At 36.7% G+C, this 24,997-nt stretch carries 21 protein-coding genes; 9 read left to right on the forward strand and 12 right to left on the reverse strand.

All coding sequences use genetic code 11. The features are described 5' to 3' along the window. Nucleotides 1–53 precede the first annotated feature (53 nt). From ACFVR1_RS05240 to ACFVR1_RS05255, 4 genes are all read right to left on the reverse strand, one after another. Nucleotides 54–1,922, reverse strand: a complete 1,869-nt coding sequence (locus ACFVR1_RS05240; protein ID WP_387581288.1) for an ABC transporter ATP-binding protein — start codon at nt 1,920–1,922, stop codon at nt 54–56. Then, on the reverse strand, nt 1,919–3,643 hold the full coding sequence (locus ACFVR1_RS05245; protein ID WP_387581291.1) for an ABC transporter ATP-binding protein: 1,725 nt from the start codon (nt 3,641–3,643) through the stop codon (nt 1,919–1,921). Before ACFVR1_RS05245 ends, ACFVR1_RS05240 begins: the two co-directional genes overlap by 4 nt. Further along, entirely contained in the window at nt 3,636–4,046 is a 411-nt protein-coding gene (locus ACFVR1_RS05250) for a MarR family winged helix-turn-helix transcriptional regulator (RefSeq protein WP_387581294.1), read from the reverse strand. The genes ACFVR1_RS05245 and ACFVR1_RS05250 overlap by 8 nt, the downstream gene beginning before the upstream one ends. A 514-nt stretch (nt 4,047–4,560) precedes the next feature. Then, nucleotides 4,561–4,863: a YunC family protein gene (locus tag ACFVR1_RS05255; RefSeq protein WP_387581296.1), complete on the reverse strand. Its 303-nt coding sequence runs from the start codon at nt 4,861–4,863 to the stop codon at nt 4,561–4,563. A 137-nt stretch (nt 4,864–5,000) separates the two neighbouring features. Between ACFVR1_RS05255 and cax the strand changes: the two genes are divergently transcribed. After that, entirely contained in the window at nt 5,001–6,053 is a 1,053-nt protein-coding gene (cax, locus tag ACFVR1_RS05260) for a calcium/proton exchanger (RefSeq protein ID WP_387581299.1), read from the forward strand. A 409-nt stretch (nt 6,054–6,462) separates the two neighbouring features. On the opposite strand, the gene ACFVR1_RS05265 is transcribed toward cax, so the two are convergent. Then, complete coding sequence (locus ACFVR1_RS05265; RefSeq protein WP_387581301.1) at nt 6,463–6,825, reverse strand: collagen-like protein; 363 nt, start codon at nt 6,823–6,825, stop codon at nt 6,463–6,465. 155 nt (nt 6,826–6,980) lie between these two features. Between ACFVR1_RS05265 and ACFVR1_RS05270 the strand changes: the two genes are divergently transcribed. The 3 genes from ACFVR1_RS05270 (at nt 6,981) to ACFVR1_RS05280 (ending at nt 10,921) form a co-directional block, all read left to right on the forward strand. Next, complete coding sequence (locus ACFVR1_RS05270; RefSeq protein ID WP_387581303.1) at nt 6,981–9,017, forward strand: Na+/H+ antiporter; 2,037 nt, start codon at nt 6,981–6,983, stop codon at nt 9,015–9,017. 742 nt (nt 9,018–9,759) lie between these two features. Further along, nucleotides 9,760–10,551 carry a VLRF1 family aeRF1-type release factor gene (locus ACFVR1_RS05275; RefSeq protein WP_387581305.1) on the forward strand — a complete coding sequence of 264 codons (792 nt, stop codon included), beginning with the start codon at nt 9,760–9,762 and terminating at the stop codon, nt 10,549–10,551. Nucleotides 10,552–10,717: 166 nt separating this feature from the next. Further along, nucleotides 10,718–10,921, forward strand: a complete 204-nt coding sequence (locus ACFVR1_RS05280) for an alpha/beta-type small acid-soluble spore protein (RefSeq protein WP_387581307.1) — start codon at nt 10,718–10,720, stop codon at nt 10,919–10,921. 108 nt (nt 10,922–11,029) lie between these two features. Here the strand turns inward: ACFVR1_RS05280 and ACFVR1_RS05285 are convergent, their stop codons facing one another. The 7 genes from ACFVR1_RS05285 to hutU form a co-directional block, all read right to left on the reverse strand. Beyond that, nucleotides 11,030–11,320: a DUF2653 family protein gene (locus ACFVR1_RS05285; protein ID WP_387581310.1), complete on the reverse strand. Its 291-nt coding sequence runs from the start codon at nt 11,318–11,320 to the stop codon at nt 11,030–11,032. Continuing rightward, complete coding sequence (locus ACFVR1_RS05290) at nt 11,308–11,748, reverse strand: hypothetical protein (protein ID WP_387581312.1); 441 nt, start codon at nt 11,746–11,748, stop codon at nt 11,308–11,310. The genes ACFVR1_RS05285 and ACFVR1_RS05290 overlap by 13 nt, the downstream gene beginning before the upstream one ends. Nucleotides 11,749–11,903: 155 nt before the next feature. Then, nucleotides 11,904–12,044 (reverse strand): sporulation histidine kinase inhibitor Sda, encoded by a 141-nt coding sequence (gene sda, locus ACFVR1_RS05295; protein WP_387581315.1) that lies wholly within the window; start codon nt 12,042–12,044, stop codon nt 11,904–11,906. Nucleotides 12,045–12,587: 543 nt separating this feature from the next. Next, complete coding sequence (locus ACFVR1_RS05300) at nt 12,588–12,923, reverse strand: L,D-transpeptidase (protein ID WP_387581318.1); 336 nt, start codon at nt 12,921–12,923, stop codon at nt 12,588–12,590. 361 nt (nt 12,924–13,284) lie between these two features. Continuing rightward, nucleotides 13,285–14,793, reverse strand: coding sequence for a histidine ammonia-lyase (gene hutH / locus ACFVR1_RS05305; protein WP_387581321.1), 1,509 nt, complete (start codon nt 14,791–14,793; stop codon nt 13,285–13,287). A 78-nt stretch (nt 14,794–14,871) separates the two neighbouring features. Continuing rightward, complete coding sequence (gene hutI, locus ACFVR1_RS05310) at nt 14,872–16,131, reverse strand: imidazolonepropionase (RefSeq protein ID WP_387581323.1); 1,260 nt, start codon at nt 16,129–16,131, stop codon at nt 14,872–14,874. 6 nt (nt 16,132–16,137) lie between these two features. Beyond that, a complete protein-coding gene (gene hutU, locus ACFVR1_RS05315) occupies nt 16,138–17,805 on the reverse strand; it encodes a urocanate hydratase (RefSeq protein ID WP_387581325.1) in 1,668 nt (555 codons plus the stop codon). A 204-nt stretch (nt 17,806–18,009) separates the two neighbouring features. On the opposite strand from hutU, the gene ACFVR1_RS05320 reads away from it, so the two are divergent. The 5 genes from ACFVR1_RS05320 to ACFVR1_RS05340 all read left to right on the forward strand — a co-directional run bounded on the left by ACFVR1_RS05320 (nt 18,010) and on the right by ACFVR1_RS05340 (nt 24,968). Beyond that, nucleotides 18,010–18,897, forward strand: coding sequence for a DUF4349 domain-containing protein (locus ACFVR1_RS05320; protein WP_387581328.1), 888 nt, complete (start codon nt 18,010–18,012; stop codon nt 18,895–18,897). A gap of 394 nt (nt 18,898–19,291) precedes the next feature. After that, on the forward strand, nt 19,292–21,187 hold the full coding sequence (locus ACFVR1_RS05325; protein ID WP_387581331.1) for a PrkA family serine protein kinase: 1,896 nt from the start codon (nt 19,292–19,294) through the stop codon (nt 21,185–21,187). Between the two features lie 414 nt (nt 21,188–21,601). Then, nucleotides 21,602–22,756 carry a sporulation protein YhbH gene (gene yhbH / locus ACFVR1_RS05330; protein ID WP_387581333.1) on the forward strand — a complete coding sequence of 385 codons (1,155 nt, stop codon included), beginning with the start codon at nt 21,602–21,604 and terminating at the stop codon, nt 22,754–22,756. Between the two features lie 18 nt (nt 22,757–22,774). After that, complete coding sequence (locus tag ACFVR1_RS05335) at nt 22,775–24,169, forward strand: SpoVR family protein (protein ID WP_387581335.1); 1,395 nt, start codon at nt 22,775–22,777, stop codon at nt 24,167–24,169. Between the two features lie 199 nt (nt 24,170–24,368). Further along, nucleotides 24,369–24,968 (forward strand): transposase, encoded by a 600-nt coding sequence (locus ACFVR1_RS05340; RefSeq protein ID WP_387581338.1) that lies wholly within the window; start codon nt 24,369–24,371, stop codon nt 24,966–24,968. The last annotated feature ends 29 nt before the right edge of the window (nt 24,969–24,997 follow it).

A 24,997-nucleotide genomic window follows, 5' to 3' on the forward strand; every position in this document is an offset into this window, starting at 1 on the left:
CCATCACATTGTGATGGTCTTTTTTCCTTAATATCATTAACAGAGCTTAGAATTTAAATCGCTGTTTTTGTTGAAAATTGACTGTTATAAAGGTCTGCGTAGAATCCGTTTTCTTCAAGGAGTTCCATATGTGTTCCTTGTTCAATTACTTTTCCTTGGTTCATCACTAGTATTAAGTCTGCATCTCTAATAGTAGAAAGGCGATGTGCGATGACGAAACTTGTTCGTCCTTCCATTAAACGATTCATCGCTTGTTGAATGAGTAATTCCGTTCGTGTATCTACACTAGATGTAGCTTCATCTAAAATCATAATAGGTGGGTTTGCAAGAATAGCTCTAGCAATTGTGATAAGTTGTTTTTGTCCTTGTGAAATATTGGATGCTTCTTCATTTAAGACGGTATCATATCCTTCTGGTAAAGTACGGATAAAGTGATCTGCGCGTGCTGTTTTGGCTGCATCAAAAATTTCTTTATCTGTTGCTCCATCTTTTCCGAATGCGATATTGTCTTTAATTGTTCCATTAAAGAGCCATGTATCTTGAAGAACCATACCAAATGTTGTCCGTAGATCCGTGCGCGACATTTTTCGAGTGTCGTGACCATCTATAGTAATCTTACCACCATTCAGTTCGTAAAATCTCATTAATAAATTGATCAACGTAGTTTTCCCAGCACCAGTTGGTCCTACAATAGCCACCGTTTGACCTGGTAACACATTAATATTCATATTTTCGATTAATAGTTCATTTTCATAACCAAAGTCAACCTGCTCAAAAGTCACGGCACCTTTTGCTCTTGCTAAGTGTTCCGTCGTAATTTCTTCTACTTCTTCTTGCTCATCAAGTAATTCAAAGACACGTTCTGCTGCAGCGACTGTTGATTGTATAATGTTAGCAATATTTGCTGTTTGCATAACTGGTTGAGTAAATTGGCGAGTATATGTTATAAATGCTTGAATGTCACCGATTGAAATGGCACGTTGAGTAACTAATATTCCTCCGACCACGCTTATTACGACATAACTCAAGTTTCCAATGAAAGACATCATTGGCATTATAATACCTGATATAAATTGTGCTCTTCGTCCAGCATCGTACAACTTCTCATTCACGTCATCAAATTCAGCAACTGCTTTTTTCTCATGTCCAAATACTTTCACCACTTGATGTCCTGTATACATTTCTTCGATGTGTCCATTTAACTGCCCAAGTGTTCTTTGTTGGTCAGCAAAATGTTTTTGTGATCTCTTCAATATTGGTTGGATCACAAACATGGATAATGGCAAACTCACGATAGAGATTAAAGTAAGTATTGGGCTAATCGTGAGCATCATTACAATAATACCGACAATGGTAACAACGGAAGTGATAAACTGCGTCAAACTTTGTTGTAGAGTACTTCCAATCGTATCAATATCATTCGTTACACGACTTAAAGTTTCCCCATTTGGCCGACCATCATAATATTTAAGTGGCAGTTTTTCTAGTTTATTGTTTACTTCTTCTCGTAAATCATAAACCGTTTTTTGTGCAACACTCGACATAATATATTGCTGAATATAGCTAAATAAACTACTTATAACATATAAAGATATTAATAAAAGTAGAAGTTTCCCAATCGCATCAAAATCGATTGATGCTCCAGGTACTCCAGTCATTTTGGCATACGCGCCTTTAAATAATTCGGTAATTGCATTCCCCATTATTTTAGGTCCAACAATAGAAAAAATCGTACTTAAAATAGCGGCGATAAAGACAGCAATTAATTGTTTACGACGGGGCTTTAAATAAGTAAGAAGACGTTTTAATGTTCCTTTAAAATTCTTAGCCTTCTGACCACCCATCATCATATTTCCACCACCAGGTCCACCAGGCCCCATTGGACGGCCGCCTTGAGGGCGCGTATCTGTTTGCTTACTCATGCGATTTCCTCCTCTGAGAGCTGTGATTCAACGATTTCTCGATATACCTGATTATTTTCAAGAAGTTCTTTATGTGTTCCTATTCCTGCAATTTCACCTTTATCAAGAACGATGATTTGATCGGCATCAACAACAGTACTTACACGTTGTGCAACAATTACAACGGTGGAATTTTTTGTTTCGTCTTTCAATGCTGCTCTTAATTTGGCATCTGTTTTAAAATCGAGCGCTGAAAAACTATCATCGAAAATGTAAATATCGGGTTTTCGAACAAGAGCTCTTGCAATCGATAAGCGTTGTTTTTGTCCCCCAGATACATTCGAACCACCTTGTGCAATGACGGAATCAAATCCTTCGTCCATTCTACCGATAAAGTCTTCCGCCTGAGCAATTCGAGCTGCATGTTCGATCTCTTCTTGTGTAGCATCTTGCTTTCCAAAACGAATATTGTCTTTAATTGTTCCAGAAAACAGAAGAGCTTTTTGCGGAACAAAACCAATTTTCGATCGTATTTCGTCTTGAGAAGATTCACGAACGTCGACACCATTTACACGAATTGTCCCGCTGGTCACGTCGTAAAAACGTGGAATCAAGTTGACGAGTGTAGATTTACCAGCACCAGTACCTCCAATGATTGCCGTAATTTCTCCAGACTTGGCTTGAAAGTTTATATTCGACAAAGCAGGTTCTTCTGCTCCTGGATAGCTAAATGATACATGATCAAATTCAAGCGTTCCTCGTTCTTTATTTGCTTTTTTAGACCCTTCGTTTAACGAAGTCGGTATTTTGTTTAGTACTTCATTAATACGATTTGCAGATACTGCAGCTCGAGGGACCATAACGAACATCATAGATGCCATTACAAGTGCGAACATTATTTGCATAACGTATTGTATAAATGCCATTAAATCGCCAATTTGCATGGCAGCACTATCAATACGAATTCCACCAAACCAAATTACAGCAACAACTGTTAAATTCATAACAAGCATCATTACCGGCATTAAAAATGCCATCACTTTGTTTACTTTAATGGATACATCCGTCAATTCCTTGTTAGCAACTTGAAGACGTGATTTTTCTTGTTTTTCTCGATTGAATGCTCGAATTACTCGAATACCAGTTAAGTTTTCTCGTAATACAAGATTTAAACGATCTAGTCGTTTTTGAACGGTCTTGAAGAGTGGTACACCTTTATAAAGTATTAATAATACTGCACCTATTAGTATAGGCATCGTTAGTACAAGTGTAAGAGACAACTTGGCATCTTTGGAAACAGCCATAATTAGTCCTCCAACAAACATGATTGGTGCACTTATTACCATTCGTAACATCATAATAACTACTTGCTGAACTTGGGTAATATCGTTCGTCGTTCTTGTAATAAGAGATGCTGTTCCAAACTCGTCAAAGTCTTGCAAAGAAAATTGCTCTACGTGTTTAAATACTTTACGTCGAATATCCCTTCCAAGGCCCATTGCTGCTTTTGACGAATAAAAACTTGCAACAACCGATGCGATTGCTCCGAATGCGGCAACTAAAAGCATTAAGCCGCCTATTTTCCAAATATAAGGTGTATCACCAACTACAACACCTTTATCAATAATATCTGCCATTAAAGTTGGTAAATAAAGATCTGACATGGATTGGATAAAAACTAAACCAAAAACAGCAATAATAATCCACTTATAGAAGGTAAGATGTTTTAGTAGCTTAATCATTCTGTGTGTTCCCCTTTGTACTAGTCTCTTTTTCTAAAGAATCGGCAATATGGAGAAGAGTTGATTGGAATTCTTCAAATTGTATTTCCGTAAGTGTATTTAAAACGGAATCAATTACTTGGTGAATGGTCCCTTTTTTTTGAGCAATCGTTTCATATAAAATTTTCCCTTTTTCACTAAGTATAAGTTGCATTTCTCGTCTGTTATCAGGAACAGGATCACGCTCAATCCATCCAGCTTGAACCAGACCATCAACTGATTGACTCAAAGTACTTTTTGGTATTTGTACAATCTCACCTAATTTTTTTTGTGTTATTTCCTTATTTGGTGCGATTGTCATCAGCAGAGAATATTGTGGAACAGTTAAGCCATGCTCTAACGCAGTTTTATGTACAAACTGCATCAACTCCTTGTTTAAACGTCGAAACGAATGTAAAAAATCCGATGATTTAGCACTGTATTTCTTATTAATATTTACTTTTCTCACCTCATTCTATTCAAAATAGTTCCAGATGGAACAGTTCAATTACGGTGTTTTAAATTTACTCTTTCTTTGAAAGAGAGTCAAGCAAGAAGGTAGGTTTATAAAAATAAAATATAAACTATATGTTTATGTTGTGGGGAGGGCACTGAACACTATAAAAGAGTTGTTTGGAAGTTTAACTTCTCAGTGACCTCTTCAGTAAGTAAAGGGAGTCTCTTAATATGAATTTTTTGTCCAGTGGAATTAGAAAAACCTCCAGTTTGTATCTTCGGAGAATGTTAAAAGAGTAGGGCACAAAAATGTAGCTAACTATCCAAAATTATGTACATTAGCGGAAAAGAGGAGAGGCAAGTGAAGATTCACTTGTCTCTCCTGTTAATTTTCAATGTAATAGTGTTTCTGCATATGCAGAACAACAAAAGCACAAAATTTCTTAAATCATTTTTAAAAGTGCTTCTCTTCCTATCATTCCTTTTGTAATTCCTCGTTCCTCCGCTTCATAGGTGACTGACTCTAATGGTGCATCTAAAAGTTGCTGAATGGTCTTAACACCAACAGCTCTACCTGCAATTACTTTACGGTCTTTTAATTTTTCGTTTAGAAGTGCTACGTCTAGTGCTCCGCACATAATGTAGCCTATATTATTTGATACAGTAAGCAAGTTTGTTTTAGGTAACTCAACTGAAACGGCAACAAATGTATGGTCATCAATAAAAATAGGTTGCATCTGAATCATTTTACAACTTCACTCCTTTTCTTTTCCCTTCAATTTATGTAAGTAGAAGGAAATACGTGTTAATTTGATTTTTTCTGATTTTTTACTATAGAAAAGGGGAAGATAAGGAAGAGTATATTTTTTAAAGAGGTGGTTTTATGAATAAATTGTTTGCCATTCTCGTTTTTGTTGGTGTTCCATTAGTTATTGCTGGAGCATTTTTTAATTGGTCAGACATGATTATGTTCTTGCTCTGTTGTGCAAGTATTATTGGACTTTCAGGATACATAGGACGAGCTACGGAGAGCCTTGCAATTGTTAGTGGTCCGAGAGTTGGCGGATTGTTAAATGCAACGTTTGGAAATGCAGTTGAACTTATTATTTCTATTTTCACATTGAAGGCAGGAATGATTGGGATTGTTCTTGCTTCACTTACTGGTTCCGTTTTAGGAAACTTATTGCTTGTGTTAGGGCTTTCTTTTTTTACGGGAGGAATTAAGTTTAAACGTCAAAAGTTTAGTGTCCATGCTGCAAGATACAATTCTGGTTTACTTATTTTCGCTATTATCGTGGCGTTCGTTATTCCGGAAGTATTTTCAATTACAATGACTCCTCAAGATACATTAAGTTTAAGTGTTGGCATTGCAATCGTTTTAATTGCTCTTTACCTTGCGGGACTCTTTTTTAAATTAGTTACGCATCATGGAATATTTTCTTCTTCTGATCAACCGAAAATAGAAACGGAAGTACCAGAATGGACGAAAGGTAAATCTATTTTAATTCTTCTGCTAGCTACAGTAATAGTTGCTTTTGTCTCAGAGCAACTGGTTCATACGTTTGAAATGCTTGGTGCAAAGTTTGGTTGGACGGAGTTATTCATTGGAGTTATTATCGTGGCGATTGTTGGGAATGCAGCGGAGCATGTTTCCGCAATTACAATGGCGGTCAAAGACAAAATGGATATATCCGTGGAGATTGCGGTAGGCTCTACGTTGCAAGTTGCGATGTTTGTTGCTCCAGTTCTAGTTATTATTTCATTGTTTATGCCACAATCGATGGCGCTCGTATTCACTTTACCTGAATTGGTTGCAATGATAACTGCTGCTCTTCTTGTAATTAATTTATCAAATGATGGTGAATCTAACTGGTTTGAAGGACTGACGCTTTTTGCTGCATACTTAATAATGGGAATAGGATTTTATCTTTTTTGAAAGAATAAGTATATAAGTTTCACGATAATGAACAGGTTGATTTCCGCTGAAGGTGGACACTTGTAAGTCGGGCAAGCATCAAGCTGCTTCCTTGAGTCTTGATTTGCTCGCCGCCTTCCTCTCCAATAAACGGTGGAAATAGAAACTAAGAAGCGTATGAAATTGTATCTTCGGACGCCTTTAACGGTATAGAAAAGTATTTTATCTCGTATTATCCAAATCCAATGCACCATGTCCATTCACATTGCAAGAGAGCGACGAACAAACATCTGCCACAAGATGACCGAAAATAGAGGAGTTGGAAGTGATTCGGTCACTTCCAACTCCTCTAAATCTAACGGTAATAATGTAGATGATTAGACCAAAGCACTTGGGAAGGTGTAATTAAAGTGTGCTTGTGCTTCTTAAATCATACACATTGAAAGGAAACAATTCGATTCAAGTCTATTCCCCAAGGGATCCATTCATTACCATTCCATCTAAATCCTGAGGTAACATAGTGGTCAATGTAAGTGGGGTGAAACCAAAATGAATTACGGTTTACCAGCTGAATATAGGTATCATGATATAAACAATTTTTGAGGGCATCTGGTTCAATGGTAAAATTCACTAATTTACCATTGGTAGGTAATTTAGATGGTGGAGGATTAGTTGGTGCACTGCCTTGTTCTGTATTTCGGGATTCAACCTGACTTTGTGGATAGTGTGGCTGTCCAAAAGGAAGGTTTGAATTATCGGGATTATACGGTAAGGAAAATGGATGATTTGTCAATATGAGCACCTCCTTTTATTTCAAACTCCAAATAGTATATGTAAAACATGCGTTATTGTTTGATTAATAAATAGTATTAATTTCAAATCGCCTCATTTGTATTTAGACTGTAATCCCTTTAGACTTAAAGAAATAGAGATGAAAGGAGATACAAAATGGAGTTTTTTTTAACCATACTACTTTTACTAGCAATCATTGGGCTCTCTAATTTCATTAATCATTTTATGCCATACATACCTGTGCCGATTATACAAATTGCACTAGCCGTTTTGCTTGCGGGACTTCCATTAGGAATTCACGTACCTATAGAGCCGGAGTTATTTTTCATTTTATTTATTGCTCCTTTATTATTTTATGATGGAAAAAATGTTTCGAGGCATGATTTATGGAAATTAAAAAAACCGATACTAATGCTTGCTCTCGGTTTAGTGTTTTTAACAGTATTTGTTATTGGATACTTAATTCATTGGCTTATACCGTCGATTCCTTTATCGGCAGCTTTTGCACTGGCGGCAATCTTATCGCCTACGGATATTGTCGCAGTTGGAGCCATTTCTAGCCGAGTAAAAATGCCGAAAACAATTATGCATGTACTCGAAGGCGAAGGACTTATGAATGATGCATCGGGTTTAGTTGCGTTTAAATTTGCTGTGGCAGCTACTGTGACTGGTGTTTTTTCATTTGCTGAGGCAAGTTGGAGCTTTTTGGTTATCGCAATCGGGGGATTTGTAGGGGGAGCATTTCTAGCTTATCTATTTATTCGACTGAAGATTTTTATTCGACGTCTTGGAATGGAAGATGTAACACTTCATATGCTCATTCAGCTTCTTACCCCATTTGTTATCTTTTACATTACCGAACATTTTCATCTTTCTGGGATATTATCTGTAGTAGCTGCAGGAATCGTTCATGCGATATACCGAGATCGTGAACAATCTCCTTCCATGCAGCTTCAAGTTGTCTCCAGAAGTACCTGGACTATTCTTATTTATATTTTGAACGGTTTAGTGTTTGTGTTATTAGGATTACAAATTCCAAATGTCATGAATGAAATATTTGAAAGTCCTTTGTTTAATAATTTTGAAGTGATCAAGTTAATCTTGATTATTACTGCTGCTCTTTTATTACTTAGATTCATATGGGTATATGTATCATGGTGGGGAGGATGGTTGAATAAACAGCAACTTCCAAAACCTACACTGAGATTCATTTCTATCCTGACTATTTCAGGAGTTCGGGGAGCAGTGACATTAGCCGGTGCCTTTACTATCCCGTATTTCTTAGCTGATGGTAAACCATTCCCTGATCGAGCACTTATTATTTTCATTGCAGCTGGAGTTATATTGGTCACATTAGTAGTCGCAAGCGTATTCTTGCCTCTACTTGCTATAGCTGAAAAAGGGAATACAGAAGCTTTGAAAGAAGAAATGGTAAGGATTTCAAAACTTCGTACGGTTGATGCTGCCATTAAAGCTATTAGAGAATTAATGAATGATGAAAATCGAGAAGCGGCAGTATCGGTTATTGCTTCATACAACCAAATACGCAATCGGCTTAGATATATAAATAATGCAGACTCAGAACGTTTGAAATTAATAGAAACAAACATACGAATGAAGGCACTTTCGGAGGAAGCTAACTATATCGAAAAACTAAAAGAATCTGGTCAAATAGACAAGGATATTAGTTATTTGATGGATGAGCATATTCATCGTATGAGTGTTGCTGTAACAAATCGAATGCAGTATAGAGGTTTATTCTTTTGGACAATAGCAAGAAGAAGTTTGCATAATTTAGCACAATTTTACGTACCAAAGAACAAAAATAAGTATAAACATCACTTAGAAATAAATGAAAAAATAATTCATTATAAAGTTGGTATGGCCAAAGCTGCTATTCATTATTTAAAAAACAATTTGACCTCAGAAAATGAGGAAGTTTCGTTATTGCTTATTGGGGAATATAATGAAATGCTTACAATCTTTAAGTTAGCAACGAAGCGCTCTGAGACAAAGCAACATGCTCAAATGAAAAGAGATATACAAGATAAAGCTTTTCAAGCAGAACGGGATGAAGTTCAAATCCTTTTCGAAAATGGTGAGATCACAACGGACGTTACAAGGACGCTTCGTAAACAAATTAATATAAGAGAAGCGTATTGGATGGAAGAAACTAGTTTGCAAAAACATTAAAAAAAACTTATTTGGGTTTTATACTCAGATAAGTTTTTTTTTAGATAAGAAAGGCAATCCTGTTTAAAGGATGTTAGAGTACCGATGTTTACAGTTTTTTTATCTTTCATAAGGGTTTTTTCTCGTATTTCTAATACTATTTGCGAAAAATGGGTTTAATATTTATGAAATTCCAACTTATTGAGTTAATTTCATAAATAGCATGTAATTATTAAAACACGAACAATGATTATTTTATTGATTGGAGCGACAGGCGGCGACTCCAGTCGGAGGCCAACAGGATGTTGGTCACGAAGGCGTTGCCACACGATGTGGCGCTCTTAGCCTTTGTTCCTCTGTGAGACAGATGAGACATCGCAAACGACGCGAATGCAGCGCCCCCGCGGAAAGCGTCCGCCGATAGCGGGAACCATGTGGATTTATGAAGAGTGTATTATACATATTCTCACATTTCACTTTAATATTGTTTGTTTTTTATGTTCTAACTTTGAATTATGAAATTGATTCTATTAATAAAAAATTTAAGTTCATTTGGAAAAAAATAACTTTTATTATTTTAAGTGGAAAAAAGATTAATCCACAAAAGATATCTATAGATAACCTTGCTACTAAGCAGTGATTAAAATTACATAATAGAAAAGTTAGCCAAGTTTGGATTGGTTGTTTTTTTTATTTTTAAAAAAAGTCTATCCATTTCATTCGGGGGAATGCTAAAAATGTACGAAAAAAAGGAGGTTATAGGATGAAAATAAACGATGAACTTAAAGCTTTAAAAGAGTATACCTCTAGCGACAGATCTGTATTAAGTGTGTATTTAAACACGAATCCAGGTGATCCAGAGCAGTTAAATGGTGGTTGGAAAATCCATTTAAAAAGTGGATTAAAGCGCATAGGAGAGTATTTAGAAGCTTCTGATGAAAATGAAATCGAAGCATTCAATAGTGTGAAGAAAAAAGTTATGAATGAACTGGATGAAAAAAATCAAACAGAACTTCGTAAAGGTGTCGTCATTTTTGCAAGTGCCAATGATGAGTTGTGGTCTGTTCATTATGTGCAGGTTCCAGTAAAGACAAACTTCTATTGGGAAAATCATCCGGTAACTGAACAATTGGAGTACATGTATAAAGCATATCCAGAAGCAGGCATTATCATGCCAAGCTTTGGAGAAGTACGCATATTGGATACGGCATTCGGGTTTGTAAGAGATGATATAACTTTTAAATATGATCCGATATCCGAAGTTTGGGGTGAAAAGAAAAAGGTAGATGCAAAAGGTAGGCGTACAGTAGCGGTTAAGAGCGATGTTTTGGATCCACGGTACAAGGTGAATAAAAGTAGTTTCTTTAAAGGGATGAGTACCACCATTGAACAATTAAAGAGAAAGCGTGGTTGGAGAGAGTTGCATGTAGCAGGGGAGGCAGAAATGGCAAACGCATTTGCCGAGAGTTTAAGGGATCTTCCTTCTAGTTGTATTTACAAAAATTTAAATAAAAGCAAACCGAATGAAGTGGTTCATCAAATATTTGAAAAATAAATCATTGTAGATAAGTGCTGAGTGAGAAAATTCTTGCTCAGCACATCTTTGAAACAAAATTCAAAGTGTATACCTCACTATTTAATCATTGTCAAACTTAACCTATGGATTTTTTGTATAAACCATTAAAAATGGTGCATTCTAATTTCACAAGGAGGTGAGAGACATGCCGAATAACAATCAACTTGTTGTACCTGGAGTTAGACAAGCACTTGACCAAATGAAATATGAAATTGCTCAAGAATTCGGTGTTCAACTTGGTGGAGACGCTACAGCGCGTGCTAACGGTTCCGTTGGCGGAGAAATTACTAAGCGTTTAGTAGCTCAAGCCCAATCACAAATGAGTGGACATCAAAATAACCAACAATAATATATCTGACCGGTGGCGATTGCCACCGGTTATTTTAATTGTGATGAATTCGTTCGGCGGCATTACGCTTTCTAATTTTCAATAAAAAAACCGAGGATTTTCCCTCGGTTAATAAACTGCTGCGATAATACCTTCTTCGTCGTCTAATAAAAGCTCGACACCTGTGGAAATCGGATCTATATTCAAGAATTCCTCCATACTAAGTCGAAGGGCTTTAATCAAGCTTAATGTGTTTAGTTCCTCTTTTTGTCCATTAATATAGGCTTCTGCGGTAAACCCATTGTCATCATCATAAAGTAGTTCTACCTCAACGTTTTCTGGCTCTGTTTGCTTTAAACGTGATATATAGACACATACTGCGTTAATGATGTTTTGTTCAGGAATGATTAGCTTCTCCATGAGTTTGCTTCCTCTTTTTTCTTTTTATGATCAAAGATATTAAATATCTTTCGAATGATAATAAAAATAAAAATAATCGCTGCTGCATTGATAGCAAAACCAAGAAGTGAACCTAATGCGCCCATACTTCCAAACATGCTTCCAAATAATAAACCGGCAATTCCACCTACAAACAATCCTCTCATTAGACCACCGGAAGTGAAGCCTCCTTTACTACTTGTTGTTTTATTTGTGGATGTTTCAGTATCCTGTTTTTTCTTTTGGATATTCGAATTGTTGATAGTGTTATTTTTATTCGTATTAAAGCTTCTCTTTCCGGACTTATAAGATTTAGCCTCTGCAGTCGTTGAATGATCGTTAAAAACAAAACTTCCAACTGATGAAAATATAAGAGTTGCTGTAAGTAAAGCTGCTACTAATTTTTTCACTTTATATACCCTCCATTATGTAATATGAGATGAGATTAAATAAGAGATTATTCTCCTACATAAAGTATATACGAAACAACGCTAAAATAGTTTCGCTTAGTGTTCGTATATTCTCGTTTTTCATATACTTATGGCTAAAAGATGTCTAATGGTAATTATTGTAGAATATATTGTTCCAGAGCAAGAGAGCGTCGGTGAATTTCATCTTCTAGTAATGTAATAAATTCTGGAGAAAGGTTTAATTCTTTCGCTGTGACATAGGATTCAATTAACAATTCATCTGACATTTTACTCATCTGTAATTCACCTCCCGCTTTCTCAAAAGTAACTTTATTATTTGAAGTAAATTTAACAAATTGATAGTTTATTAACCTACTCTAAATCTATCAAATAGTTACGTTTGGAACAACCGTTCGTTTATCCACAGTATTTGGTGGATAACATGTGATTAACTTGTTTATAAAATAGATAAATGGCTATAGGCCACTTGGGATAATGTGTATAAAGTTATCCACAAGAGAGAGGTTTTGCAAAAAATGTCGAAACATTTTTTGAAAACATACACAAAAAAAGTGGATTCTGATTTATAAAAGAATTTTCAGCAATCAAAAGAAGATTTTCTTCCCAGGTGTAAGTAAGTTATAGAAATTTTCATCTCATTAAAAAACTAATCTCACAAATTATTTAGTGAACTTATATAGTTATCAACAAAAGCGGTGGATAACCTGTGAATAAAATCGGTTTATTGAAGGAAATACTTTATTTAACGGCTTCTATTATGTGTATAACTTTATCCACAAGAAGAAAGTGAGTGAAATCTGTCGAAAGTGTGATTATTTTCATTTATGAATATATACATTAGTACTAATAGGAACGAAAGAAGAAAGCTCAAGAACATCATGGTTATACATTCTAATACAACCGTGTGAAACCTTTTTTCCTATAGAAGCTGGATTGTTGGTACCATGTATCCCATAATGTGGTTTGGAAAGACCCATCCACAATGCACCAAAAGGTCCGCCTGGGTTTAATTCTTTGTTAATGATGATATAATTCCCTGTCGGAGTAGGAGTCAAAATTTTTCCAATTGATATAGGATAAGTCTTTAAAAGTACACTGGCATTATACAGTCTTAGTTTAAAAGTATGTGCTGAAATATCTATCCAAAGTGTCACAATAACATCTCCCAATAATATTCTTGTCATATTTATATGGAATGAGTTCAGCACTTGCCAGTTGATTTGCAAAAAGAAAAAAGACAGGTGTTAGAATTCAAAAAAACTTGTATGTCTGTGGGGTATAGGACAATCACGTAGTCTCATATTCTTTAAAAACGAATGAGGGAGCGATGTGATTGGCAAATAAGAAATGTAAACATTGTAAAAAAAACGGTTCAGGAACTTGCAAATGTGGTAAATAAAAAACCGCCGAATTGGCGGTTTTTTCTGTGATAATAAGAGTATGAATGGATAAGAGTTGAAATTAGTAAAAAAGAGTTGTCCTCTTGCCGAAGGGGACAAGGTGGACAACTCTATATTATGCGTGTATTGCTTTTTTATTAGCAGTTTCTTCTTTTAGATAAGTATTTAATTTCTCCACGTCTATACTAAAGACACGGTCTTCAGTAATAGAAGGTATGAAATTCCTCATATTATGCCACTTCTCAGATAAGGAAGGTGACATTAAATCGATTCCGCGATATTCTACACCTTGCATAGCACAAAGTGCTTCGATTGCAAGTACGCGACGTGCATTTTGGAGAATTTGATTGGCATGTCTTGCACCAATTGTTCCCATACTTACATGGTCTTCTTGATTAGCAGAAGAAGGTATTGAATCAACAGAGGCTGGATGTGCAAGTGTTTTATTTTCAGATACTAAGCTTGCTGCTGCATATTGTAAAATCATTGCCCCCGATTGTAGCCCTGGTTGAGGGCTCAAAAATGGTGGTAGACCTTCGTTTAATTGTGGATTGACTAATCGTTCGATTCTTCGCTCAGAAACGTTTGCTAGTTCGGCAATTCCAATTTTTAAGAAGTCCATTGCGAATGCAATTGGTTGGCCATGGAAGTTTCCACCCGATATTACAAGCTCACCATCTTCAACAATGAGAGGGTTATCGGTTGCAGCGTTCATTTCAATTTCTAGTTTTTCTTTAACGTACGCTAACACCTGCCAACTAGCCCCGTGAATTTGCGGAATACAACGTAATGAATAAGCATCTTGTACCCGTTTCTCGCCTTGTTTCGTAATAAGTTTACTTCCTTCAAGCCAACCAAGTATGCGTTTTGCCACTGCCACTTGCTCTGGATAGCCTCGAGCTTCATGAATAGCGGGATGAAATGCGTCCGTAATTCCATGTAAAGCTTCTATTGTCATAGAGGCAATCCACTCACTTTGATATGCAAGTGTTTCTGATTCTAACCAATTCACTACACCCTGTGCGGTCATTGCTTGTGTACCGTTAATAAGAGCGAGACCTTCCTTTGCTTCTAAAACAATCGGCTCTAACTTATGTTTCTCCCATACTTCTTGAGAAGAAATATGTTTTTCTCCTTCCCAAACAAGACCTTCTCCGATAAGAACCAGTGCTAAATGGGAGAGAGGAGCTAAGTCGCCTGATGCTCCTAATGATCCTTGTTGTGGAATCACTGGATGAATTTGGTTATTAACCATATATGCAAGTCTTTCAAGTACCTCAAGACGAATACCAGAAAATCCTTTTAACAATGCATTCAATCGAAGAACAACCATGGCACGTGACACGGTTTCTTCAAAAGGTTGGCCGATACCACATGCATGAGAACGAATAAGGTGAAGTTGAAGTGCATGAACATCAGATTCGTCAATACTAACATCACTAAACTTTCCGAATCCTGTATTAATACCGTAAACTGTACGTTGTTCTTTTACAATCTTTTCAACTGCTTTACGACTTTTTACAACCGCTGCCATTGCTTTGTCTTCCAGCATCACTTCTTCATTTTGATATAAAATGGCGCGCATATCTTCAAGCGTAAGCCCATGTCCTTTTAAACTAATCATTTCTATTCACATTCTTTCTTTTTTGAATTAATTAAATTACTGAAATTCATCTGCAATTGAAGTTGTGAATATTTCATCTTATCCAATCACTTTAATGCCTTTTTTCCAAACAGTGTTTACATGATTTACACCAAATAAATATTGAAGTTCTTGATAATTTTTTACGTTCCACAAAACAACATCCGCTTGTTTTCCAACTTCTAACGACCCAACCTTATCCTCCATTTGAATCGCACATGCTGCATTATATGTTGCGGCACATAGGCTTTCGGCGGGAGTTAATCGCATGGAAATACAAGCTAAATTCATGACAAGCGGCATCGATGTCGTTGGAGAAGAGCCAGGATTGCAATCCGTAGAAATAGCAACAGGAACACCTGCATCGATCATCGCACGACCTTTGGCAGCAGCCTCTCTTAAATACAGTGCTGTTGCAGGCAATAAACAAGCTATAACACCTTGTTCAGCCATCGCTCTTATTCCATCATCCGATGCTTTCAACAAATGCTCTGCCGAAATTGCTCCAACTTTCGCAGCAAGCTCTGCTCCTTGGTATGGTTCAATTTCATCGGCATGTATTTTCGGAGTAAGTCCATGTAGTTTTCCTGCCTCTAAAATACGTTCGGATTGTTCAGGAGTGAAAACGCCTACTTCGCAGAAAACATCATTAAATTGTGCAAGTTTTTCCTTAGCAACGATAGGGAGCATTTCGTTAATAATCAAATCAACGTATTCATCCTCACGACTTTTAAATTCTGTTGGAACAGCGTGTGCACCCATAAACGTAGGAACGATATCTATTGGATGTTCGGTTTGTAAACGTTTCATCACACGAAGCTGTTTGAGTTCAGTTTCGAGATCTAATCCGTATCCACTTTTGCCTTCTACGGTTGTTACGCCATGTGCCAAAAACGAATCCAATCGTTTTGCAGTTTGTTCAACGAGTTCATTTTCAGTAGCCTCACGCGTCATCCTAGTTGTTGCGTGAATTCCACCACCGGCATTCATGATATCCATATATGTCGCACCTTCTAGACGCATTTCAAACTCGCGCTCGCGACTTCCACCAAATGCAACATGTGTATGTGGATCCACTAAACCTGGTGTTACGAGATGACCTGAAGCATCGACAATTTCAGCTTCATCTATACGATCAAAATAAATAGCTTGGAGTTCATCTGTAGTCCCAACTGCTTGGATAATCCCATTTTCAAGCCAGATACTACCACCCTCAATAATTGATAATTCACTCATGGCTTCCTTTACCCGTGGACCAAGAGAATCATTTGCAAGTGTCACCAGTTGGGAAGCATGCTTAATCCAAATAGGTTTTGTCATTGCTACTCAGTCCTCCTGTTTCATCATCGGAATGTGGATACCCTTGTCACGCGCTGTTTTTTCTGCAAGTTCGTAACCAGCATCGAAATGGCGTACAACTCCCATTCCAGGATCGGAAGTAAGCACACGTTCCAATCTTGCTTCTGCTTCTTTCGTACCGTCTGCTACGATTACCATTCCTGCATGAAGGGAGTATCCCATTCCAACCCCACCACCATGGTGAACAGAAACCCATGTTGCGCCACCAACAGCGTTAATCATCGCATTTAAAATCGGCCAATCCGCTACTGCATCGGACCCATCTTTCATAGCTTCTGTTTCACGGTTTGGAGAAGCAACTGATCCAGAATCAAGATGATCACGGCCAATTACGATTGGTGCACTTAATTCACCAGAAGCGACCATATCATTAATAATTTTTCCGAAACGTGCACGTTCGCCATAACCCAACCAACATATACGAGAAGGAAGACCTTGGAATTGAATTTTTTCACGTGCCATTTTAATCCAGTTGCATAAATGTGTGTTGTAGCTGAACTCACGTAAAATAACTTCGTCTGTTTTGTAAATATCTTCCGGATCACCCGATAGTGCTACCCAACGGAATGGACCTTTACCTTCACAGAACTGAGGGCGAATATAAGCTGGAACAAATCCAGGGAAGTCGAATGCACGGTCAAACCCTTCATCTTTAGCTACTTGACGAATATTATTACCGTAGTCAAATGTCACTGCACCTTTATCCATCATGTCAACCATTGCACGTACATGAGTGGTCATTGACGCTTTAGAGCGTTTTACATATTCGAGTGGATCACTACTACGCAAATTGGCAGCTTCTTCTAAAGACATTTGTGATGGGGTATAACCGTTTAACGGGTCGTGTGCAGAAGTTTGATCTGTTAGAACATCTGGAATAAAACCACGTGTAATCATTTCTGGTAAAATATCCGATGCATTCCCAACTAGCCCGATAGATAGCGGTTTGCCGTCTTTCTTTGCTTCTTCTGCTAATTGAATCGCCTCGTCTAAAGAATGCGTTTTCACATCTGTATAACGAGTTTCAATGCGTCGGTCTATACGAGTCTCGTCCACATCAATGCCGATACAAACGCCGCCATTCATCGTAACTGCAAGTGGTTGAGCACCGCCCATACCGCCAAGACCAGCTGTAAGTGTAATCGTGTGTTTTAAAGAACCATTAAAATGTTGCTTCGCTAGTTCTGCAAAAGTTTCATATGTTCCTTGAACAATTCCTTGTGAGCCAATATAAATCCAACTACCAGCAGTCATTTGTCCATACATCATTAATCCTTTTTTATCGAGCTCGTGAAAGTGATCCCAAGTTGCAAATGCAGGAACTAGGTTCGAGTTCGCAATAAGAACACGAGGTGCATCTATATGCGACTTAAAAACGGCAACCGGCTTACCAGATTGCACAAGTAACGTCTCATCGTTTTCTAATTCTTTTAATGAGCCAACAATAGCGTCAAAAGCTTCCCAATTTCGAGCTGCTTTTCCAATTCCTCCATACACGACTAGTTCATCTGGGTGTTCCGCTACTTCCGCATCTAAGTTGTTCATGAGCATTCTAAGGGCTGCTTCTTGAAGCCAACCCTTCGTATTTAATTCTGTACCACGGTATCGAATAACTTTCTCACTTGCTTTCCCCATGTAAAACCCCTCCTTAAATTTCTACTTCTATTCTAACGGAATAATAAAAAAAATTAAGTGTTTTTGTGAAAAAAGTAAAAATTTCTCATACGCTAATTAGACGCCTCATTAGCATAGTAGAGTAATAACAAATGAACTTTCTGATTTTTGTAACTATTATTTTGTTCAATCGTCTATTTATTCAAAGACAGGAGGCAATTGGAAATGAAAAAAACAATTTTCTATTTACTTCTTTTCAGTTTATTAGGATTAGTAACAGCTTGTAGTGAAAATAAAGAAAGTGGAAAGGAATACAAAACAGAGGAGGCAAGCGACTCTGCAAGCGACTCAGTAGAAGAATTGAAAAGTACGGCAGATATAGCAGAACAGGAAAGCGTAGAAGCTCCTTCTGAGAGAATGATTATTCACAAAGCGATAATAAGTACGAACGTGAAAAATCTAGCAAATGCACAAAACAACATTGAGCAGAAAGTGAAGAAATATGGCGGATATATTGTGGAGTCGAATGTTCACCGGTTAGATGATCAGACGAGTAGTGGCAATATGATTGTACGAATTCCAGAAAAGCATTTCGAAACATTTTTATCTGATGCAGAAGAGGTAGCATCCAAAGTGCTTGAACGAAATGTAACCGGGCAAGACGTCACGGAGCAATATGTTGATTTAACATCTCGTATCAAATCGAAACGAGTAGTTGAAGAACGTTTGCTTGAGTTTATGAAAAAAGCCGAAAAAACCGAGGATCTGTTAAAAATTTCTTCTGATCTGGCATCAGTTCAAGAAGAGATAGAAGTAATTGTTGGTAAGATAAAATACCTTGAAAACCAGACATCCTTTTCTACAGTAGAAATGACTATGTATGAAAATCGTGTGATTATTCCTGAGATAGACAATAAAGATTTAAATACATGGGACAAAACAAAGAAACAATTTGTGACGAGCACTAATGCGCTTTTAGCTGCCGGCTCTGGAATTATTGTGTTTCTTGTCGGAAATTTACCAGTACTCCTATTTTTAATTGTTATTGGGCTTGCAATATATTGGTTTATTAAAAGATGGAAGCGAAGTATAAATAAAAAAGAGGGGCTCTGAACTTGTTCAGAACCCCTTTTTTACAGAATAAGAAAGTATATAAATTTATTATGCAATGAACAGGTTGATTTCCGTTCCGGCGCTCCCTTCGCTCCCTGCGGGATCTCAAGGCTCATGCACCTGCCGCTTCGCTTTCGGTGCAGAAAACATCTGCTATTCGCGCAGGAGTCGAGCACCTGCACTCCAAGCAATATTGAACACTAAACAAGGGTTAATATTTCATCGTACTCAGGATATACTTACCCCAAATGTAAACATAAATAAATATTTAACTTATTAGAAAATTAAAATAAATAAAACTCGGAGTTTGCATGCGATTCCGAGCAGTAATAGGTATCATAAATTCTCTCCTTTCATACTATGTATAAACAACGCCCCTGAATGGAGGGAAAAGATGGATATTTTGAACAAGGTCAAAAGCTACCGTGAAGAAGAGAATAATCTGAAATGGGAAGGCACGTTCGAGGAGTATTTAGCCATTGTTAAGGATAGACCAGAAGTTGCCCAAACGGCACATTCGCGTGTTTATAATATGATTAATAGTTCTGGGCTAACGGAGAGAGATGGGCTGAAAATGTACCATTTCTTCGGAAAAGAAATATTTGGACTGGAAATGGCAATTGAAAGACTAGTGCAAGAATATTTTCATCCTGCTGCCAAAAGACTGGACGTTCGTAAGCGAATTCTTTTATTAATGGGACCTGTAAGCGGAGGGAAATCATCCATTGTTACGTTGTTAAAACGCGGTCTTGAGCAATATTCGCGTACAGATGAAGGAGCGGTTTATGCTATACAAGGTTGTCCAATGCATGAGGACCCTTTGCACTTAATTCCACATCATTTACGCAATGATTTTACAGAGGAATATGGAATTCGAATTGAAGGCAGTTTATCACCACTTAATTCGATGCGACTTGAAAAGGAATACGATGGACGAATAGAACATGTAATGGTTGAACGTATCTTTTTTTCCGAAGACAAACGAGTAGGAATAGGAACTTTCACACCATCTGATCCAAAGTCACAAGATATTGCGGATTTAACAGGTAGTATTGATTTTTCAACTATTGCTGAATTCGGATCAGAATCAGATCCGCGAGCGTATCGTTTCGATGGAGAACTAAATAAAGCTAATCGTGGGATAATGGAATTTCAGGAAATGCTCAAATTAGATGAAAAGTTTCTATGGCATTTATTGTCTCTTACTCAAGAAGGGAATTTTAAAGCAGGAAGATTTGCTCTAATTAGTGCCGATGAACTTATTGTTGCACATACTAACGAGACAGAGTATCGTTCCTTTATTTCCAATAAAAAGAACGAGGCATTACACTCGCGAATTATTGTCATGCCAATTCCTTACAACCTGAAAGTGAGTCAAGAAGAGCGTATATATGAAAAAATGATTAAAGAAAGTGATATGACGCATGTTCATATTGCACCGCATGCACTAAGAGCCGCTGCAATCTTCTCCATCCTGACAAGATTAGAAGTACCTAAAAAACAAGGCATTGATATTGTGAAGAAAATGAGACTGTATGACGGTGAGAGTGTTGAAGGATTTAATGAAATTGATGTTGCAGAATTAAAGAAAGAAGCCTTAAACGAAGGAATGAATGGGATTGATCCCCGTTATGTAATTAATAGAATTTCATCCGCTATTATTCGTAAAGAAGTACCATCCATTAATGCATTGGATGTTTTACGTGCACTCAAGGAAGGACTTGATCAGCACGCATCTATTTCTCAAGAGGACCGCGAAAAATATATGAATTATATAGCGATTGCTAGAAAAGAATACGATGAAATTGCGAAAAAAGAAGTTCAAAAAGCTTTTGTTTATTCTTACGAAGAGTCAGCAATATCGTTAATGAATAACTACTTGGATAATGTCGAAGCATACTGTAACAAAAATAAAATGAAAGACCCACTTACAGGGGAAGAAATGAACCCAGATGAAAAATTAATGAGATCGATTGAAGAACAAATAGGAATTTCAGAAAATGCTAAGAAAGCATTTAGAGAGGAAATTCTTATTCGTCTTTCAGCTTACGCTAGAAAAGGAAAGAGATTTGAATATAATTCTCATGAACGATTACGAGAAGCGATACAAAAGAAACTTTTCGCTGATTTAAAAGACGTTGTTAAAATTACGACTTCTTCCAAAACACCGGATGAAGCACATCTTAAAAAAGTGAATGAGGTAGTTGCTAGATTAATAGATGAACACGGATATAATTCCACTTCAGCTAATGAATTATTGCGTTACGTCGGTAGCCTTTTAAATAGATAGATATTCAAAACAAGCAGACTGTAGACAGACTCGAAAAAATCGAGGGTGCCTACAGTTCTTTTTTTATTAAATCGATAGTAAGAAAAATCGAGGTTGAAAAAAACACTCTTTTTCCGCGGACGTCATCTTTGAGCCTCCTGGGCCAACACGATGTTGGTCATGAAAGTCGTCGCCTCAGGACGAGACTCCCTTCACACTACGTGTGGGGCTAGCATCTTTTTACTATATCTATTAATAAAAGAAAAGAATAAGCAGGAAAAAATCAAAATATTAGAAGGTTTTCGACATTCTTGAAATCTTTTGTCTTCAAACTTACAAAGACTTATTATTTTTCATTGGTCTGTTTTTCTGTATAGATTGGCAATAACTTTGTCTTCTCGGCATATTATAAAAAATAGGTAGGTGTTGATGAAAATGAACGAAAACCATGAAAATCATTATGTCATCTCACAGGAAAATTGGTCTTTGCACAGAAAAGGTTATCAAGATCAGCAGCGTCATATGGATAAAGTAAAAGAAGCGATAAAAGACAATTTGCCAGATTTGATCAGTGAAGAAAGCATAATAATGTCGAATGGACGGCAAGTAATTAAAATACCCATCCGTTCATTAGATGAATATAAGATTCGTTATAACTACGATAAAACAAAACATGTTGGTCAAGGGGATGGCGATAGTCAAGTAGGAGACGTGATTGCCCGGGGTTCAGGTGAAGGTCAAAGTAGTCCCGGGAAGGGGAAACAGGCTGGAGATCAAGCAGGGAAGGATTACTATGAAGCAGAAGTAACTATAGCTGAATTAGAAAATATTCTTTTCAAAGAAATGGAATTGCCAAATTTACAGCAAAAGGAACAAGCCGACATTATAACCGATAAAGTTGAATTTAATGATATTCGTAAAAAAGGACTAATGGGAAACATTGATAAGAAGAAAACAATTATTACAGCAATTAAACGAAATGCAATGAAAGGAAAAGCGGAAATTACACCACTCCAAAACGATGACTTGCGTTTCAAAACGTGGGACGAAGTGACGAAACCTGAATCTAAAGCAGTTGTACTCGCCATGATGGACACTAGTGGTTCTATGGGAGCATTTGAAAAATATTGCGCAAGAAGTTTCTTTTTCTGGATGACTAGATTTTTACGATCCAAATATGAAAAGGTTGAAATTGAATTCATTGCCCATCATACAGAAGCAAAAGTTGTAACAGAAGAGGCTTTTTTTTCAAAAGGTGAAAGCGGTGGAACTATTTGTTCGTCAGCTTATCAAAAAGCATTAGAACTTATCGATGGAAAGTACAATCCTGCACGTTTCAATATTTATCCTGTTCACTTTTCTGACGGAGAAAATATGACCAGCGATAATGAGAAATGTATAAAACTTGTTAATGAATTAATGGAAGTTTCCTGCATGTTTGGATATGGGGAAGTTAATGCTCATAGTAGATATTCTACTTTAATGAACACGTATAAAAATTTAAATAATCCTAAGTTTCGTTATTATGTATTAAAAGAAAATCGAGATGTATATGAAGCATTGAAAAGCCTTTTTAGAGTGCCAAATTAAATGGAGGGGAATCATTTAATGGAGACGAAGCTTCATCATGCAATCGCTGAAATTACCGAAATTGCATCTGCGTTCGGACTTGATTATTATCCAATGCGTTATGAAATCTGCCCTGCTGATATTATTTATACTTTTGGCGCATATGGTATGCCGACACGTTTCACGCACTGGAGTTTCGGGAAGCAATTTCACAAAATGAAGGTACAGTATGACTTTGGCCTAAGTCAAATATATGAGCTCGTTATTAATTCGAATCCATGTTATGCATTTTTGCTGGATACAAATAGTCTTATTCAAAATAAGCTTATTATTGCACATGTCCTTGCTCACTGTGACTTTTTTAAAAATAATGTACGTTTTTCAAATACAAGAAGAGATATGGTTGAAAGTATGACGGCAACTGCAGAAAGAATTGCGGATTATGAAATGATTCATGGAAAAGAAGAGGTCGAAAGCTTTTTAGATGCAGTACTCGCTATTCAAGAGCATATTGATCCTTCCATTATTAAACCTAAACTTGACTATGATTTAGACGAAGAAGTGGTGGAAGCACTACGTAAAACACCATACGATGATTTATGGAGTATAGATCAAGTAACAAAGGAAAAGAAATTGGTTGTACCCAAGAAAAAGAAGTTTCCCCCAAATCCCGAAAAAGACTTACTATTATTCATTCAAGAATACAGTCGAGAGCTGGAGGACTGGCAACGTGATATTTTAACAATGATGCGAGAAGAAATGTTGTATTTTTGGCCGCAATTAGAGACAAAGATTATGAATGAAGGTTGGGCATCATATTGGCATCAACGTATTTTGAGAGAAATGAATTTAACCTCTGATGAAACGGTAGAGTTCGCAAAATTAAATGCAAATGTTGTTCAGCCTTCTCAGACAAGTATCAATCCCTATTATTTAGGATTAAAGATTTTTGAGGACATCGAGAAGAGATATGATCAACCGACGGAAGAGCTGAAAAGATTAGGAGTAAAGCCTAACTCGGGTAGAGAGAAAATGTTTGAAGTGAGAGAAATTGAATCAGATATATCTTTTATACGAAACTATTTAACGAAAGATTTGGTAAAAGTTGAGGATCTATATTTGTTTGAAAAAAAGAATGGAAACTATCAAATAACCGATAAAGATTATGAGAATGTACGCGATCAACTCGTTTCTATGAGGGTTAATGGGAGTTTTCCATATATAGTTGTGGAAGACGGCGACTATTCTCGAAACGGAGAACTTCATTTAAAACACGGTTATGAGGGGACCGAACTCGATACGCGCTATTTAGAAAATGTTCTACCTTATATTTATCAACTATGGGGACGTCCTGTGCATTTAGAGACTTTTATAGATGGCAAATTAACTCTCTATTCATTTGATGGGAAAAAGGTTAATAAAAGTACTATGTGAGAATATGCTGTCCCTGTAATATGCTGTCCCTGTGACGCAAACAATTCTAAATTGTTTGCGTCACAGGGACACTTTTATTTTCGTTAGTTTTTCCTATCCAAAACGCCATTGTTCACTTTTTTCAACATTTTACATTTTGATATAAATAACTTAGATTGATTGAAAGGAAAATAAAAGAAGAGAGGAGAAAAAAATAACCGTGACAAAAAAAAGAAACTTTCAACCAAATGCTTACTACCATGTACTCATGAGAGGGAACAACAGACAAAATATTTTTAATGCAAAAACAGATATGCTTGAACTTATGCGTGCATTTCTACATGTTCATAGTAGATTCCCTTTCCGTATTTTAGCTTTTTGTTTTATGACAAATCACTATCATATTCTGATAAAAACAGAAGGAACATCACTGAGCAAAATTATGGGTCTAATCAATAAAAGATACAGCACCTCCTACTCAAAGCGATATAACCATATTGGTCGAATTTATCAGAAACGATTTTTTGCCCAAAAAGTAAACTCTCCCCGCGGTTTATTGAATGTTAGCAGCTACATCCACAGAAATCCTATAGACACTAAAAAACCTATGGTAAACCACTTAGAACAATACCCATACAGCTCCTATCCATATTATTGTGACGAATCAAAACCCGCTCCTCCCTTTTTAGATAGAGGGGTTCTTAAATACCTTTTGCCCTCATTCTATGAGCAAACGAATTCAAGCTACTGCCAATATTGCCTAGAGCATAAACAAGAAGTGGAGGATGATTCTAACTCAGAAATTATCCCTATGAAGTAAACAATTCCGAATTGTTTGTATCACAGGGA

It is taken from the genome of Psychrobacillus sp. NPDC058041 (genome assembly GCF_042885655.1).
Taxonomy (GTDB): Bacteria; Bacillota; Bacilli; order Bacillales_A; family Planococcaceae; genus Psychrobacillus.